This is a genomic window from Rummeliibacillus sp. TYF-LIM-RU47 (genome assembly GCF_008638315.1).
In the GTDB taxonomy this organism is placed as follows: domain Bacteria; phylum Bacillota; class Bacilli; order Bacillales_A; family Planococcaceae; genus Rummeliibacillus; species Rummeliibacillus stabekisii.
Map to the genome: position 1 here is coordinate 53,706 of NZ_VVIR01000001.1, position 16,222 is coordinate 69,927.

The following is a 16,222-nucleotide window of genomic DNA, read 5'->3' on the forward strand; positions in this document are numbered from 1 at the left end:
CCGAAATGTAAGACATTTGGTTTTACTTAAAGGTAAGTGGTTGGTTATAAGGGGGTATAAAAAAGAGTTATGAATAGGTATATTTAACTTACTTATTATACATATATTATTAATAAATTGCTTATTGTGTCGCTTTAAAATGTAAAATCAATTTTATTTCGTAAATCGAACAGTTATGTGATAATAAATAAAAACTCTAGAAAAGAAGGGAGGAGATTAATAGTGAAAACTATTATTGGCTTCATTAAAGCTTATAAAGTGCCGGCTAGCATCGCGCTTTTATTGATGCTCATTGAATTAATGGTTGAGTTGGCACAGCCACTGCTTATTCGGAAAATTATTGATGAAGGAATTGTTGAGAGCGATATACATACCATTTGGTTTTGGGGCACCATTATGCTATTGCTTGCGTTACTTGCCTTTTTTGCTGGGATTATTAATTCCTTTTTCTCGGGGTATGCCGCACAGAATCTTGCATTTGATTTGCGTACAGCTTTGTTCCGTAAAGTTCAATCCTTTAGCATGACAACGTTTTTACGGTTCCCGACTGCTAGCCTTATCACTCGGATGACGAATGATGTCACACAAGTACAGCAAGTATTTTTTATGAGCTTGCGTGTTATGTTGCGGACTCCTTTGGTCGTTATTGGTAGTTTAATTATGGCTTTTTATATCAATCCATCGCTTGCTCTGTATCTTGTTGTAGGTGTACCTTTTTTGCTGATATTCATGTATCTTATGGTGAAAAAAAGCATCAAGCAATTCTCAGCGGTACAAAAGCGTGTAGACAGGATTAATACAATGATTCAAGAAAACCTTCAGGCGATTCGTTTAATTAAAGCCTATTTTAGAGGGAAATATGAAGGGTCACGTTTTGAAAAAGCAGCATTTCTTTTAAAACATGATACATCAAAGGCTTTGCGTTTGATGGAGTATATCCAACCCATTTTATTAATCGTTATGAATATCGCATTACTGGCGGTTTTATGGTTTGGAGCAGGGAAAGTGAGTACTGGACATGCAAAGATTGGTGACTTGGCGGCGATTGTCAATTATACCATGCGCCTAACAGGTTCCTTTTCGATGTTTTCGTTCATTATTATGCTCTTTTCAAGAGCAAAGGCTTCTGCTGATCGCATGGAAGAAATCCTCTTGGCTGAAGACATGCCAAAAGAAAAACTACCATATAACGATGTATTAAAAGAAGATAAGGACGACGTTATTGAATTCAAAAATGTATCTTTCCATTACCCAGGCACAACAACATATGCCTTACAAAATATTTCTTTCACATGCAGAAAGGGCGAAAAAATTGCCATCATGGGTGCAACAGGTTCTGGAAAATCGACTATTTTTCAATTGCTTCTAAAATTCTATGATTGTTCAGAAGGTGAAATCTTTGTGAATGGTCGTAATATTACTGATTGGAAGGCAGAAGAGCTACGTCAATACCTAGGATACGTACCACAGCAATCTTTGTTGTTCACAGGAACAATTGCTGAAAATATGAGGTGGGGCGCAACAACGGCTACGCAGGAAGATATAGAGAAAGCTGCTGTTCAAGCCCAAATCCATACGTCCGTCACACGTTTCCCAAACAAATATCAAACAAGAGTGGGACAAAAAGGCGTCAATCTTTCGGGTGGACAGAAACAGCGTTTATCCATCGCTAGAGCCATTTTACGGAAGTCTCCTATTCTTTTATTCGATGATAGTACAAGTGCTCTCGATGTAAAGACGGAAGCAGCATTATGGGAAGAACTCGACACCATGTCTGCTACGATGCTTGTCATTACTCAAAAAATCCAAACAGCGAAAGGTGCGAATCGTATTCTACTGCTAGACAATGGGGCGGTAGCTGCCTTCGGTACACATCAAGAATTGCTGGGCAGCTCAACGCTCTATAGCAAAATCGTCAGGTCTCAAGCAGAGGGGGAGAAATATAATGATTAAAAATTGGTTTCGGTCCTATATGTATGAGCCTGTTTTAACAAAAGAAGAAATTCAATCCTCCAAAAAGAAAAAAGGTTCAAAAGCGGCCAATTGGCGTAGGACACTAGGCGGCATTTGGAAGCTAGTGGATGAACAGCGCGGGTTGCTGATCTTCGTGCTACTCATGGTCATCGTTAGCTCGATTCTATCGTTGCTCGGCCCCTACTTGATTGGAAAAATCATAGATGATTATCTTGTAGAAAAGAGATACGGCGGACTCAAATCCATCATTGGCATTCTTGTCGCTGTATACGTTGGCTTGTCCCTGTCTCTGTTTTTCCAAAATTATTGGATGATTGGCATCGCCCAACAAACAGTGTATCGCATGCGTACAGGTCTTTTTTCAAAGCTCCAAAGACTGCCAATTTCGTTTTTCGACCAACGGCAACATGGAGATTTAATGAGCCGGATGACCAATGACATAGATAATATTAGTTCAACGCTTAACAGCACCTTTATTCAAGTATTCTCGAGTACATTGATATTGATAGGTACTGTGGTTGTCATGGTTTCGATGAGCCCGCTCTTAACGCTCCTTACAATGGTGATTATTCCTATCATGTTTGTTTCCACCCGTTTCATTACACGGCGCACGGGAAGACTCTTTAAAAGGCAGCAAGAGGCACTCGGTATGCTGAATGGAATGATCGAAGAAACGATTTCAGGTCAACGTATCGTAAAAGCCTTCTCTCAGGAGGAGCGTGTGATTGAAGACTTTGCAGAAAAATCCAGTGAATTGCGGCGTATTGGCTACTGGGCAAATGTGTATTCTGGAGCGATTCCAAAAGTGATGAATTTCCTGAATAACGCAAGCTTTGCGATCGTGGCTGGCGCCGGTGGTATTCTTGCTTATAATGGATATGTTTCGATTGGTACAATTGTCGTTTTTGCGGAATATGCACGCCAATTTACAAGGCCGTTAAATGATTTAGCCAACCAATTTAACAATATTTTATCTGCGATTGCCGGAGCAGAACGAGTTTTCGTCATTTTGGATGAAGAAGATGAGCAAGATGAAGCAAAGCAACAGCCGTATAAAAAGATTAAGGGGGATGTTCGTTTTAAAGATGTCTCTTTTAAATATAATGCAGAAGAAGAAGCGTACACATTATCGCATATCAATTTTCATGTGAAAGAGGGTCAGACAGCGGCGCTTGTTGGTGCTACCGGGGCAGGGAAGACAACGATTATGCAGCTTCTTGCCCGCTTTTATGACGCTCAAGAAGGCAGCATTCTGATAGATGGAGCCCCTATCTCTTCCTTTGCAAGAGAAACGATACGAAGCCAGATGGCATTTGTCCTGCAGGAGCCATTCTTGTTCCAAGCAACCATTATGGAAAACATTCGGTATGGCAATTTGGATGCAACAGATGAGGAGGTAATAGAAGCGGCAAAAAGAGCAAATGCCCATCATTTTATCATGTCTTTACCAGATGGATATAACACAGAATTAGCAATGGATGGCGGCGAAATCAGCCAAGGCCAAAAACAATTGCTTTCAATTGCTAGAGCCCTTGTAGCAGGACCTTCTATACTATTGCTAGATGAGGCAACAAGCAGCATTGATACGGTTACAGAATTAGAAATACAAGAAGCGCTCGAACGGTTGATGGAAGGACGCACAAGTTTCGTCATTGCCCATCGATTAAATACGGTGAAGAAAGCAGATGTTATATTTGTAATGGAGCAAGGACAATTAGTAGAGTCAGGCAGCAGGCAAGAATTAATTCAGAAAAAAGGCATATTTTATCAGATGCTGCAAAACAATAATGAATAGGGGACAAGGAAACTTATGGATATATACGTAATGAGGGCAACTTATCCCGTAGATGATGAGACAATTCAAGAGGTCAAAGATTTACTAGAAGCATCTCAGGAATTAAATAAAGATCTGTCGCTATTAATGAAAGAGGATCTTTGGAAAAACGCTGAATGCAAAGGGTTTATGATACTGGCATATAATGAACAGGACCAATTGCTCGGCGTCTTATGCGCAAGCGATATGTTTGGCTTCAACACATATGAATGGTCAATAGCAGTTCATCCGCAATTCCGGCGAATCGGAATTGGAACAGCCATTTTCCAAGCATTCGCTAATGCCCTTCTTGAAAGAGGTGCGATGGGCGATATGGCAGTTGCTTATCATGAAGAAGCGAGTGCTTTATTTTTAGAAAAACTGGGTTATGACTTTAGTTCGGCAGAAGCAACGCTACAGGCATTGCCCCAATATCATCCAGAAAATTGGAATAGAACGATCCGGCCATATAAAGAAGATGACAAGAATAAGGTCATAGCACTTATGCAAGAGGGCTTTTCAGATTTACCTGAAGAGACGGAAGAGCTGATCTACTATAATACAAATACAGAAGGCCGAATGCTATACATGGTAGATGAGTTGGATGAGAGCGTTGCGACTGTGACGCTGGCAGAAGAAAGAGAAAGTCTTTGGATTACTGCATTTGTAGTCGGAGAAGAACATCAAAAAAGAGGGATAGGCTCTGAAGTCTTGCAATGGGTAAGACATAAAGCTTCTGAAAAAGGGATGGGATCTGTCCTTTTAGATGTAGAAGTAGAAAATCAAAACGCACTACGCATTTATCAGAACAATGATTTTACTATCATCCAGCAGATTGATTATTTTGTGAAAAACAATAAGTAAGATAAAATATATTATAAATGTTCTGTAAATTTTAGGTTAAAATTAACACTAAAAAGGGTTAAATGGGATATACTTTGGGTAAGAGTCTTCATAAGATGGACTATCACATGCTTTTAGGGGGTTTTTGGTATGAGGCTACCTGCATTGCGTAAAGCGGAAGGCGGACACAAAAATTTATTAAGCCATGTACTTGGCAAAGTATTGCATTTTAGACCAGTTAAAACTCGCTTAAAAAAGAGCTATTATCCTATTCCTAATCGAAAGTAAACCTGCAAAAAGAAAGCTTGTGAATGAATTAAGGCTACATCTGTATACTCAGATGTAGCCTTATTTTTTAACTTAAGGAACGCTCATTTAACTAAATTAGGCAACTTATTAAATGCAATCTATAGATTAGTCTTCTAATAGTAGATATTTCTTTTTAGGAGCAACCAAATGTAACTCATGCATAGCGCGTGTAAGTGCCACATATAAAAGCTTACGATCAAGTGCTGTATCATAAAAGGCTTCGTCAATCGCAGCAATGATAACGGCATCGAACTCTAGTCCCTTTGATAAATAACTTGGGACAATAAGTAGCGCATCTGGGTCGATGGCTGATGACTCATCTAGTGTCTGAATATGTAGGTCTTCTTTTGAAAGTACCTTCGCTGCTTTCTTGGCATCCTCCGCCGTTTTGCAAATCAATGCAATGGAGCGATGACCATTACCTCTGATTTCTTCATACAATTTCGCTAGTTGTTTAGGCTCCCATTTATCCATTGGATGGAAAGCGGGCTCTTCTCCATGCCGCACCACAGGTTCAACGAGGGGAAGGTCCTCGTCCATTTGCTGAAGCACTTCGTTGGCAACATTCATAATTTCAATAGTTGTTCGATAGCTCTTTTGCAATGTCTTATAGCTTGCGCGAGGGAAAAGTTCGCGTACAGGGTCCCATTCCGTGAGAGATCGGTAACTGTGAATTCCTTGTGCAAGATCACCGACCATTGTAAACATGTCAGTCTCTAAGCCTTCTTTTAAAGCAGCTAGCTGGAACAAGCTATAATCCTGTACTTCGTCAATGAAGACAACTTTCATTTTCCATTCATCTTTAAGGCCTTTAATTCTGGCGTGTAAATAGTACAGCGCAGCAAGGTCTTCCAATGTCCAAGCTTCCTTTTCATGTGCTTTTAAGAATTCCTCCTGCATTTCCTTTGTAAAGCTTGAAGCTAATTCCTGCAGAAGTACTGGGTCTGTTAAAAATGTACGGTAAAGTACTTTAATCTTGTATTTATCAAAGCGTTTCATATAACGAGAAACAACAGTCTTTGCTTCTTTCTCGACCTGAGGCAGTCGCTCATCACGCTCATCAATCCATTTGGTGACAACTTCTTTACGCTTCGCATCATCGCGGATGCCAAAGATGGATCGATCTAATATATCATCGTAGCGTTTTTTTAATGTGTAAATCAGCTGTTTTTTCTTTTGGCGTATATGGTTTTGTAAAACAGAACGAATTTTTGCGAGTCTCTTTTCTATGGGCATATATTGATAGTCTTCTAAAAAAAGTCTGCGTAGGTGTGATGCTTTCATCATGCGGAATTTTTCAATATAAATATCCTCAAATTGGTCTGCTATTTGCCATTCAAGTTTCTTAATATAACGATCCATTATTTCAAGATATTGCATCGTGCCTTTCATTCTTGTAATCCAGCTGTATTCCTCTACACTTTGGATGGCATTCTCCAACTGTTCATTAGCGTTTTGAATTTTAACCTTGATGTTTGTGGCCTTTTGAACATACTCTGCAAAGGTCGTTTGACAAATTTGTCCTACACCAAGCTCTGGCAGTACATCCGCTATATAGTCTATAAATAGACGGTTTGGCGCCAAAATCATTAAATTCTGTGGTTTAAAATGTTCGCCCATTGTATATAAGAAATAAGAAATACGGTGAAGGGCTATCGTAGTTTTTCCACTACCCGCTGCGCCTTGGACAAGAATAGGCTGCTTTAAATGTGCCCGTATGATTTCATTCTGCTCCGCTTGGATGGTCGACACGATTTCTGTTAAGCGTACATCTGCTTTTCCAGCAAGCGCATCCTGTAACAGTTCATCGTTTGTTGTCAGATCAATATCGCGGACATCCAGCAGCTTGCCATTTTCAATTTTGTACTGGCGCTTTGAAAAGAGATGGCCTTTCAATTCTTCATCATTTACCATGTAGGTAAGGTCACCTAAACGTCCATCATAATAAACATTGGCAACAGGTGATCGCCAATCTACAATAATCGGTTCTTGTGAATCTCGGTCAAAGAGAGAGGTCTTACCGATATATAGCTTCTCTGCCGGCTCATTTTCCTTTTGAAAATGAATTCGCGCAAAATAGGGTTTTTGTTTTATCGCTTCGAGTCCTTCTTTTTGGTTTTTCGCCATATCAAAGAACCTCGTATTGGTTAATATATTTTGGTAGCTAAGACTGGAATCGAGATATTCCAAATCGGACATTGCAGAGCGAAGATTTGCTTGGGCAGCTTCAAGCTCACTTTCTGATTCATTTAGTAGCTTCTGCATATAATATTTCGTATAAGAAAGATGTTGTTCTTCTTCGTTGAAATCCGGATGTTTTGCCAAAATAAGGACCCCCTTTTTGCTTAAATAGGTACTGATTATTATATAAGAAAATAACTTTGAGAGAAAAATAATGATATACGGAGGTAAAACAATTGGATATTTTTGCGCATCGTGGCGCTTCGCGCTATTTCCCGGAAAATACCCTTCTAGCTTTTAAAGAAGCAGCGAAGATCCCAATATACGGTGTCGAATTAGATGTTCATCGGACAAAAGATGGCGTGCTAGTCGTACATCACGATGAAAAGATTAATCGAACTTCCAATGGGAAGGGATTTATTCATGAAATGGATTTTGCAGAGCTTCGTAGCTATGACTTTGGTTCATGGAAAGGGGAACAGTTCGCAGGCCAACAAATACCCACTCTCCATGAAGTATTAGACATTTTTCGTGTAACTCATCATATGATAAATATTGAGTTGAAAACAGATGTTTATAGCTACCCCGGTTTAGAAGAAGATGTCCTGCAAACCGTGTTAGAACACGACATGGCGGAGAGAATCATTTATTCATCATTTGATCATGAAATTCTTGAAAAATTGCTTGAAAAAGCAATACCTAATGAGGTAGGCCTTCTATTTTCAAAGGTTTTAATCAACTTAAGTGAATATGGGCAGATGGCAGGGAGTAGTACTCTACATGTTTCTTTGATAGCAGCCAAACGCAATGCAGTGAAAAAGGCGATTGAACTAGGCAATCGCGTTAGAGTTTATACAGTCAACCGAATAGCTGATTATGATTTATTAGAGGATCTAGGTGTTGATGCTATTTTTACCGATGAGCCTGAGAAAATGTACCGCCATGCCTACGAAAAAAAATACCAAACGAAAAAAGAGAGTTCTTACGAGTAAGAGCCCACTCTTTCCGATTACCATTTGGCAATATGTTCTTCTACTGTTCCAAGCATTTGCTGGATCTTCATGCAACGACCATTTTCAAGCCGAATTTGACCGTTATAATAACCGACCATGTGGTGAAGTGAAGATGTCACTAACTTCAAGTCTTTGCTATCTTCCCTTTCAAAAAAAGGTGTAAATGAAAGCTGTACGTCATCAGTAAAACGCGTATGAATTTGCCATGGCTCCATGTAATCTGATTTATTGTAATGGAAGATGACATCCTCATGTATTTTATGCAATTTGCCATCAAGGAAAAATGCGTTTTCTGTCATACCTGTGCCATCTGTCCACAAGCCGCCCAGATTTAATCCGATACGATGTCCTCTGCATTTTTGGGAGGCCATTGCACGGTTCCATGCTGTATTTCGAGGCCATACCCCACGCCCGAAATCTAAGACAGCAAAACAATCTTCTTCATTAAACGTATAACTCTTGCTGTCCAACTTTACATAGCCATTGACAGGAAGTGAGAGGTGTTTAGCTGTTAGATGGAATGTTTGGCGATTCCAAGGCACTACGACGTTTAATGATTCATCCTCTACCTGATGTTTTATAACTAAATCTGCATGCAAAAGGTCACCTTCAAAATTGGGAATCGTTACCGTCATATGCGTTTCGCCATTCGAAAACAATAATTGAAGTTTTAATTCTTCATTATTCAAATGTACTGTTTCTAGCACGCGCTCAGGCATTTTCAGTTTTTTTCCAAGCGGAATGGTCACGATCTTTTCGCAAAAACGCTGTGTTTCATATTCTAAAAAACGAACAGAACAAATCACAGCGTAATCTAAGTGAATAATGGAGGTAGCGAATAAGATGTCATCACCAAATATGTACCAATTATTCCACTTCTTCTTACGCATAAAATGACCCTTCAGATTGCCTAGAATAATAGGTTTTTTGGCATAACCAATCGCCGCAGGGTTGAGGTTGCCTTTTTGATCGCATAGGAGTGTTGCATCCACAATTTCTTTTTCTGCATGCTGAGTCAATTCAAACATCCTTTCAAACGTAAAATCAAGAGTAATAGAAAGCTTACGAGAGTTCTCAAGTAGTAAAGGACAATAAAAACAAGTTGTTTCCAGTATACCAAAAAAGTGTGAGTATCGTCGCCTCTCAAGAAATCATAGAGAGTTTGGATTCATAAAGTTAAATAGGAGGTATATTATATGTATAACAGGCAAGCAGCTGTCGATTATGCAAATACTTGGTGGAATCGTCGGAATCCTGCATTCCCACAATTTAATGATGATTGTTCCAATTTTATTTCTCAATGTTTGTTTGCAGGAGGAGCCCCTATGACAGGTGCTCCTAATCGAGCAAAGGGCTGGTGGGTAAAGAAAGGCAATTGGAGCTATAGCTGGAGTACAGCCAATGCGCTACGTTCTTATGTGGCTTCCTCAAAAAAAGGACTTCAAGGTAAGAGGGTAGATAGTGCCAGTGATTTGAAACTAGGGGATCTCATTTTCATCGATTTTGAAGGCGATGGTGTTATCAACCACTCATTGATTGTAACCAGCATTGTTAATGGCGTCCCTTATGTAAATGCTCATTCTTCGGACAGCTATCATCGACTCTGGACTTATGAGGATTCCAGTGCATACACACCAAACATTAAATACTATTTTTATCAAATTTCAGTCGAATAATCTAGTAGTTGAGCCGTTTCAATATATGCTAGTTTGTGGTAAGTTAAAAAGGAATAATATACATACAAGTATATTAAATTAGAAAAATATACTTAATTGCAATAGAGGAGTGATTATGATGACAGAACAGTCTTTATCGGTTAAGGAAGCAATCCGCAATCGTCGTTCCATAAAACTATTCAATGGCCAGCCGGTAGATCAAGAAGATTTAATGAATATTATTGATACAGCTGTTTGGGCCCCTAACCATGGCAATCGCCAACCATGGCGTTTGGTAGTTTCAATTGGTACAGCTATGGATTCCTTGATGAGTGTGATTCGTGACTTTGCAGTGCCGAATTGGAAGGAACTGACGGAAGAAGAAATCAATAAAAAGATGCTTAAGTTTACAACTCCAGGCGCATATGCTTTTGTGATTGTTCCACAAGATGTACGCCAAAAAGAACGCTATGAAGATTTTGCAGCAGCAAGCGGCTTTATTCAAAATATGCAATTGCTTGCTTGGGATTTAGGTATCGGCGCTTGTTGGAAGACGCCTAATTGGTTAGACAATCCTAAATTCCGAGAAGCATTAGGTGTTAAACCGGAAGAACGGATCATCAGCATGCTCCAATTTGGTTATTTTGATGATATTCCAAAAGAAAAGCCGCGTAAATCGGCTGAAGAAATTGTCACATTTTTTAAATAGAAAAAACCAACGTCTCTCTAGAGAGATGTTGGTTTTTATTTTGAATTATTTTTCTATATTCGCTATCTCTTCAAAATAGTCACTTACTACACGAAGCCCTTTATCAAAGTTATCCAAATGGAAATGTTCATTTGGTGCATGGAAGTTTTCCGTAGACAAGCCGAATCCCATCATAATGACGGGTGTATTTAATATTTCGTCGAATGCCGCAACAATCGGAATCGAACCACCTGCACGTATATACGCAGTTTTGGCATCATACTGTGTTTCATATGAACGGCCAGCTGCTTGAATATATGGATGTTCGAGCGGTGTAATAAATGGTTTACCTTTATCAAATTCTGTAATAGTAGTGTCAACACCTGCAGGCTTGTGTTTTTCAATATGCGCACGTAGCTGTTTAACTATTTCATATGGATCTTGGTCTGGTACTAAACGGCATGTAATCTTCGCACCTGCTGTTGCGGGGATGACTGTTTTAATACCTTCGCCAGAGAATCCACCATATACACCGTTTATTTCTAATGTTGGGCGTGCCCATGTCCGTTCTAGGTAAGTAAAGTCCGTTTCACCAAACAATTCTTTCACGCCAGCTTCCTTCTTCGCGCCTTCTGCATCAAAGTCTAATGCAGCGTAAGCGGCTTTTTCTTCATCTGTAATCGGACGCACCTTATCATAAAAGCCATCGACTTGAATAGTCCCATGTTTGTCATGGAATGATGCAAGAAGTTCCACTAATGCATGAATGGAATTTTGTATGCCACCACCGTAGATGCCGGAATGCAGGTCACCACTTGCTGAGCGCACATCAATTTGGACACCTGTCAATCCACGAAGTGCATAGCAAACCGCTGGACGGCCAGGCGCATAAAGAGCAGTATCTGAGATTAAGACTAAATCAGCGGCCAGCTTCTCTTTATTCGATTCTACAAAGTCTGGGAGATGAACACTTCCGATTTCTTCTTCTCCTTCTATCAGGAATTTCACATTTACAGGAAGCTCGCCTTGTTTCTTTAGAAAGGCTTCGATCACTTTTACATGCATGAATACTTGGCCTTTGTCATCGCTTGAACCGCGGGCATATAGTTTATTCTCGCGGACCTCAGCTTTGAATGGATCACTTTCCCATAATTCTAAAGGATCAACTGGCTGTACATCGTAATGGCCATAAACAAGGATCGTTGGTTTTCCTTCCGCATGTAGCCAATCACCAGTTACAACAGGATGGCCGGCTGTTTCATTAATAGTAATATGCTCTAGCCCAGCTTCTTTCATTAAGTTTCCTAGATAACTAGCACAATCTTTCATATCATTTTTGTGCTCTGATAGAGAACTAATGCTAGGGATTGACAAAAATTGCTTTAACTCCTCAAGGTGTTGTTCGCGATGCTCTGCAAAATAACTATCTAGAACATTTTCTTTTTTCACATGGATCACCCTTTTCTGAATATTCAATACCATGACAATTATAGCATATAAGTGCTTTTATCTAATGAATCAGAAAATGATTGCAACTAAATAATGGTATATTGGGTAATATAAATGTACGAGGATATATAATGGGAGGAATTGTATTGGATTTTTTAGGCTTAATTATTTGTTTGCTTATTTCCTTTTTCTTTTCAGGAAGTGAAACGGCTCTAACAGCGATCAATAAAATAAAAGTCCAGTTGCGTGCGAATCAAGGGGATCGCATGTCTCAAAAATTAAACTTTTTAATTTCACAACCTGATCGAATGATTACGACCATTTTAATTATTAATAATACAGTAAATATTTTAATGCCGACATTGCTGACAATCATTGCTCTAAGGCATGGATGGCAAATATCTGTTGCGACGACTGTCCTAACTATCATCATTATCATTTTCGGCGAGGTCTTGCCGAAAACGATTGCAGTCACTTTTGCGGATCGCCTAGCATATGTGGTAGCGCCTTTTATTGCGCTGTGTGTGAAAATCCTTAGACCGATCACTTGGATTGTGCAAGGCTTTACCAATATGTTCATACGTATTCTCTCTAATGGTGCTGTAACAGAGGCTACATTGACGAAGGAAGAATTTCGTGGAATGGTTGATTTTGCCTCTACTGAAGGCGCATTTGACGAGATTGAATCAGTGCGTTTAAAAGAAGTACTGGATTTTCCTGATAAAGCGGTATCAGATGTATTAGGTACACACCGGACTGATGTTATCGGCTTACCAGTTGAAGCGAAGTTTGAAGAAGTAAGGGACATCTTATTAGAGTATTCCTTTACGCGCTATCCCGTTTATGAAGATAGCATGGATCAGATTGTCGGGTTGTTTTATGCTCAGAAATTTGTGGAGTGGTCTTTAGACCCTAAGCGAAAACTCATGGATTTTATCGACTCCGATCCATTATATGTAGTGTCAACTGTAAGTATTGAGAAGGTTTTTACGCTCATGCTTACTAAAAAGAAACATATGGCAATAGTATTGGATGAATATGGAGGCACATTAGGAATTATTACGAATGAGGATTTAATAGAAGAAATGATTGGATTAGAAATAGAGGATGAATCTGACCAGGAAGAAGAATCTCTCGTTTATAAAATGACCGAAGATGTGCTCATATGTAATGGCCGGTTGGAAATTGAAGAAGCTAATCTCCTTTTTGATGTGGATATCCCGCAAGACCATGAGACAGTAGGTGGGTTTGTTTTGGAATTAAGCTTGCATATTCCAGGACCAGGCGAAGCGTTTAACTATCAGGACCTGCATATTGTGGTCAATGAAGTGGAGGATAATCGGATTACAAAACTCACGATTACGAAAAAGCAGGAGGAATAGTAAAAACGAGTCTCAATTGCACACTAGATCCTGTATTACAAAAAATTTGCCCAAACCTTACACGTTTGTAATGTAAGTGAAAGTTAATCCGATAGAGTGAAAGCTTTGTATTTGCGAAAATATAAATAACAAAGCAACACCAACGGAGGAAATAAAAATGAACACTTTAGAAAATGTCTATGAAGAATATAATCGTTATATATATCATTTATGTTTAAAACTAACTCGCAATAAAGCAGAAGCAGAAGACTTGATGCAAGAAGTTTGGGTGAAAGTAGTACGTTATGAATCATATATGGCTGAAGTGGAACATGTAAAAGCTTGGCTTACAACCATCGCCATGAATACATTCCGCGACCGCTATCGCAAGAATGTACGTCGTAGCAAATATATGATGAGTCAACCTGAAACATTAGACGTACCTGTTTTAGATTTGGTTCCCAATAATGAGCCTTCTACTGAAAAAGTTGTGGAGCAAGGTGTTATCTCTCAAATTGTCCAAGAAAAGATTGATCAATTGGATACGATTTACCGCAACACACTTTTATATTTTTATGTTAACCAGTACTCATTGGTTGAAATCGCAGGATTAATGAAAGTATCCATTGGTACAGTGAAATCACGTCTTTTCCGTGCTAAACAACGTCTAAAAGAAATCTTAATGTCAGATGAATCATCAGCTGAAGCCATCTTGCCAGCATAAAGCTTAAAAAACACCCGATCAAACAAAAGTTGATCGGGTGTTTTATTATCCTAATAAGCATTTGGCGAAGATTTTGCGTAAAGAATGAATTTCTTCTTCTGTGAGCATACCAAACATGCGATCAACAATCGCAGTAATATGATTATGGGCTGTTTCTAAAAGCTGGTGTCCTGTTTCAGTAATCTCAAGCTGAGACGCACGGCGGTCTGTAGTATTTTGCGTTTTAATAATATAGCCTGCTTTGATCAGCTTTGTAGTGAGGACAGTCACACCGCCTGAAGTAACGTGAAGTTTTTCAGCAAGGGTAGATGGACGCAGAGGACCCTCTGCGTCCAGCAAGTCTAATATAAAAATATGGCTCTTAGACAAGCCTATTGAATTTTGGCTATTCCATTCATTCGCCCATTTTCTTTCTAAAGAAGATACAATTTCAAAAAGGGAAGTAATGCTCTCTCTTCTTTTTTCATTCATTATTTTCATCTCCGACATATAGCATTAAATTTCATATGATAAGCGTTGCATTTCATATAGCTCGTATGCACGCACTTTACGTGGGATAAAGCGACGGATGTCCATTTCGTTATAGCCGACTTGAAGCCTTTTTTCATCTATCAGTATAGGGCTGCGCAACATTTTGGGATGGTCTTTTACAATATCATATAGCTCTTGAATCGACAATTGTTCTACATCGCATCGCAGATTTTTAAAATCCTTTGAATTTTTTGAGATGATTTCATCAGTTCCATCTTCTGTCATGCTTAAAATCCGTTTGAACTCAGGAAGTGTTAGTGTCTCAGATGTGATACGTTTTTCAGTATAAGGAATTTCATTTTCCTTCAACCATTTGAGTGCCTTTTTCGATGATGTACAGCTAGTTTGCGTATAAATTGTCACAGTCATAGCATTTCCCGCTTTCTCATTTTTATTATATATATATCTTATCAGTAAGATATATATAAGTCAATGAGATTTGGCAAAAGAATAGGAAAAATTGCGAAAAAATGAGCAAATTCATAAAGTGTTCATAAATTGTATAGGTAACCATTGAAAGGGGAGTTAGAGAAGGATAAGCAAGATGAGTACTGGATGGTTTCTGATTTATTCAACATACCTAATGGGTCTTTCAGAAACAAAATAGGATATATTTGTATATTATTTTTGGAATAATTAATGTATGATAATTCTAACAAATTTCTTTGGAGGAGACAAAAAATCATGATTTCATATACAACCACATGTATTATTTGCAAACAGGATTTTGAGTTAATCGAAGGCACAAAGAAATATAAAGAACGTAAGAAAGATCGAGATAAAAAATTTTGGTGCGACGAATGTGAAGGTAAAATCAACACACAGGCTCGAAAAGGGTTTTTAGAAAGATATTGAAGTACCTATTAAAGCACCTCTTTAGTTTGTTGAGAAGGTGCTTTAAATTAGGCTCAACCAATTAAAAAGGCAAGAGTAACAGGAAATTTGTGAGAAATTGGTTTATTCATGACGATGGATACACAGATAGTCGCTATGGAATTGAAAATCATATCAAAGGCAAAACAAAGGAATTTAAAATATCCTTCAAGCGCAAATTTTTTCAAAGTTTCTTTTATTCGCCGAAAGTTTCATGAGGTTTCACGTATATTAAAACCTTCCATTGCACCTTTAAATATATTATTTGTTGTCAATTTCTCGCCTCCTCTTCTCTTTTCTCCTCTTCCTTTGAATAGCCTCTAACTTTTTGACAATATAAAGTACATAAGTAAATAAAATATCACTTAAGGTTATAAATATTGTTATTAATATTATCCCCAATAAGTTAACTTGGATATTATGCGAAACAGTTGTGAAAACTGCCACGTATAATAAATCCAATACAAAAACTACGATATTTTTGGTGGTTTGGTTATATATATTAGCTTTCATTAAAAATTTTTCAGAGATTATTTGAGCTATTCCAAGTACAACTAAGGCTAATAAAATGAATTTCACTACCAATAATATATTAGAATATATGTTATCTTTCAGAATGGTAACACCGGGAGTATATAACAAAATATAATAAAAGCTTACTAGAATTAATAGTGGTACTGTAAGTGCAAATGCAATTATTATTATCATGCAAATAGTGACTACTATCCCTGTTAGTATTTTATTTTCCTTTTTTGTTTTTTTAGACATTTTATGAAAACTCCTGTATTGCTGTAATCATGTAATTATA

General features: G+C 38.3%; 16 protein-coding genes. 10 read left to right on the forward strand and 6 right to left on the reverse strand.

Features of this window, described 5'->3' with window-relative positions; genetic code table 11:
• Positions 1–222: 222 nt before the first annotated feature.
• From F0527_RS00320 to F0527_RS16880, 4 genes are all read left to right on the forward strand, one after another.
• Positions 223–1,953: an ABC transporter ATP-binding protein gene (locus tag F0527_RS00320; protein ID WP_150283374.1), complete on the forward strand. Its 1,731-nt coding sequence runs from the start codon at positions 223–225 to the stop codon at positions 1,951–1,953.
• Positions 1,946–3,769 carry an ABC transporter ATP-binding protein gene (locus tag F0527_RS00325; protein WP_150283375.1) on the forward strand — a complete coding sequence of 608 codons (1,824 nt, stop codon included), beginning with the start codon at positions 1,946–1,948 and terminating at the stop codon, positions 3,767–3,769. Before F0527_RS00320 ends, F0527_RS00325 begins: the two co-directional genes overlap by 8 nt.
• Positions 3,770–3,784: 15 nt before the next feature.
• A complete protein-coding gene (locus F0527_RS00330; RefSeq protein WP_150283376.1) occupies positions 3,785–4,651 on the forward strand; it encodes a GNAT family N-acetyltransferase in 867 nt (288 codons plus the stop codon).
• Positions 4,652–4,780: 129 nt separating this feature from the next.
• Positions 4,781–4,918, forward strand: coding sequence for a hypothetical protein (locus F0527_RS16880; RefSeq protein WP_158512613.1), 138 nt, complete (start codon positions 4,781–4,783; stop codon positions 4,916–4,918).
• Between the two features lie 126 nt (positions 4,919–5,044).
• On the opposite strand, the gene helD is transcribed toward F0527_RS16880, so the two are convergent.
• Positions 5,045–7,267, reverse strand: a complete 2,223-nt coding sequence (helD, locus tag F0527_RS00335; protein ID WP_190323444.1) for an RNA polymerase recycling motor HelD — start codon at positions 7,265–7,267, stop codon at positions 5,045–5,047.
• Positions 7,268–7,356: 89 nt separating this feature from the next.
• On the opposite strand from helD, the gene F0527_RS00340 reads away from it, so the two are divergent.
• Entirely contained in the window at positions 7,357–8,112 is a 756-nt protein-coding gene (locus tag F0527_RS00340) for a glycerophosphodiester phosphodiesterase family protein (protein WP_150283377.1), read from the forward strand.
• A gap of 17 nt (positions 8,113–8,129) precedes the next feature.
• Here F0527_RS00340 and F0527_RS00345 read toward each other — a convergent pair whose 3' ends face one another.
• Positions 8,130–9,152 (reverse strand): DUF2804 domain-containing protein, encoded by a 1,023-nt coding sequence (locus F0527_RS00345; RefSeq protein ID WP_066791546.1) that lies wholly within the window; start codon positions 9,150–9,152, stop codon positions 8,130–8,132.
• Between the two features lie 177 nt (positions 9,153–9,329).
• Between F0527_RS00345 and F0527_RS00350 the strand changes: the two genes are divergently transcribed.
• Both F0527_RS00350 and F0527_RS00355 read left to right on the forward strand, forming a co-directional pair.
• On the forward strand, positions 9,330–9,809 hold the full coding sequence (locus F0527_RS00350) for an amidase domain-containing protein (protein ID WP_150283378.1): 480 nt from the start codon (positions 9,330–9,332) through the stop codon (positions 9,807–9,809).
• 118 nt (positions 9,810–9,927) lie between these two features.
• Complete coding sequence (locus tag F0527_RS00355; protein ID WP_066791550.1) at positions 9,928–10,497, forward strand: nitroreductase family protein; 570 nt, start codon at positions 9,928–9,930, stop codon at positions 10,495–10,497.
• 45 nt (positions 10,498–10,542) lie between these two features.
• Here the strand turns inward: F0527_RS00355 and F0527_RS00360 are convergent, their stop codons facing one another.
• Positions 10,543–11,925, reverse strand: coding sequence for a dipeptidase (locus tag F0527_RS00360; RefSeq protein WP_370454617.1), 1,383 nt, complete (start codon positions 11,923–11,925; stop codon positions 10,543–10,545).
• A 146-nt stretch (positions 11,926–12,071) separates the two neighbouring features.
• Between F0527_RS00360 and F0527_RS00365 the strand changes: the two genes are divergently transcribed.
• Both F0527_RS00365 and F0527_RS00370 read left to right on the forward strand, forming a co-directional pair.
• Complete coding sequence (locus F0527_RS00365; protein ID WP_150283380.1) at positions 12,072–13,307, forward strand: hemolysin family protein; 1,236 nt, start codon at positions 12,072–12,074, stop codon at positions 13,305–13,307.
• Between the two features lie 157 nt (positions 13,308–13,464).
• Entirely contained in the window at positions 13,465–14,010 is a 546-nt protein-coding gene (locus F0527_RS00370) for an RNA polymerase sigma factor (RefSeq protein WP_066791557.1), read from the forward strand.
• A gap of 45 nt (positions 14,011–14,055) precedes the next feature.
• Here F0527_RS00370 and F0527_RS00375 read toward each other — a convergent pair whose 3' ends face one another.
• Positions 14,056–14,481 (reverse strand): MarR family winged helix-turn-helix transcriptional regulator, encoded by a 426-nt coding sequence (locus F0527_RS00375; RefSeq protein WP_066791559.1) that lies wholly within the window; start codon positions 14,479–14,481, stop codon positions 14,056–14,058.
• A gap of 24 nt (positions 14,482–14,505) precedes the next feature.
• On the reverse strand, positions 14,506–14,910 hold the full coding sequence (gene spx / locus F0527_RS00380; RefSeq protein ID WP_066791561.1) for a transcriptional regulator Spx: 405 nt from the start codon (positions 14,908–14,910) through the stop codon (positions 14,506–14,508).
• Positions 14,911–15,225: 315 nt separating this feature from the next.
• Here spx and F0527_RS16885 point away from each other — a divergent pair, with 315 nt between their 5' ends.
• Positions 15,226–15,396 carry a hypothetical protein gene (locus F0527_RS16885; RefSeq protein ID WP_184117534.1) on the forward strand — a complete coding sequence of 57 codons (171 nt, stop codon included), beginning with the start codon at positions 15,226–15,228 and terminating at the stop codon, positions 15,394–15,396.
• A 279-nt stretch (positions 15,397–15,675) separates the two neighbouring features.
• Here F0527_RS16885 and F0527_RS00385 read toward each other — a convergent pair whose 3' ends face one another.
• Positions 15,676–16,182 (reverse strand): hypothetical protein, encoded by a 507-nt coding sequence (locus tag F0527_RS00385; protein ID WP_150283381.1) that lies wholly within the window; start codon positions 16,180–16,182, stop codon positions 15,676–15,678.
• Between the last annotated feature and the right edge of the window lie 40 nt (positions 16,183–16,222).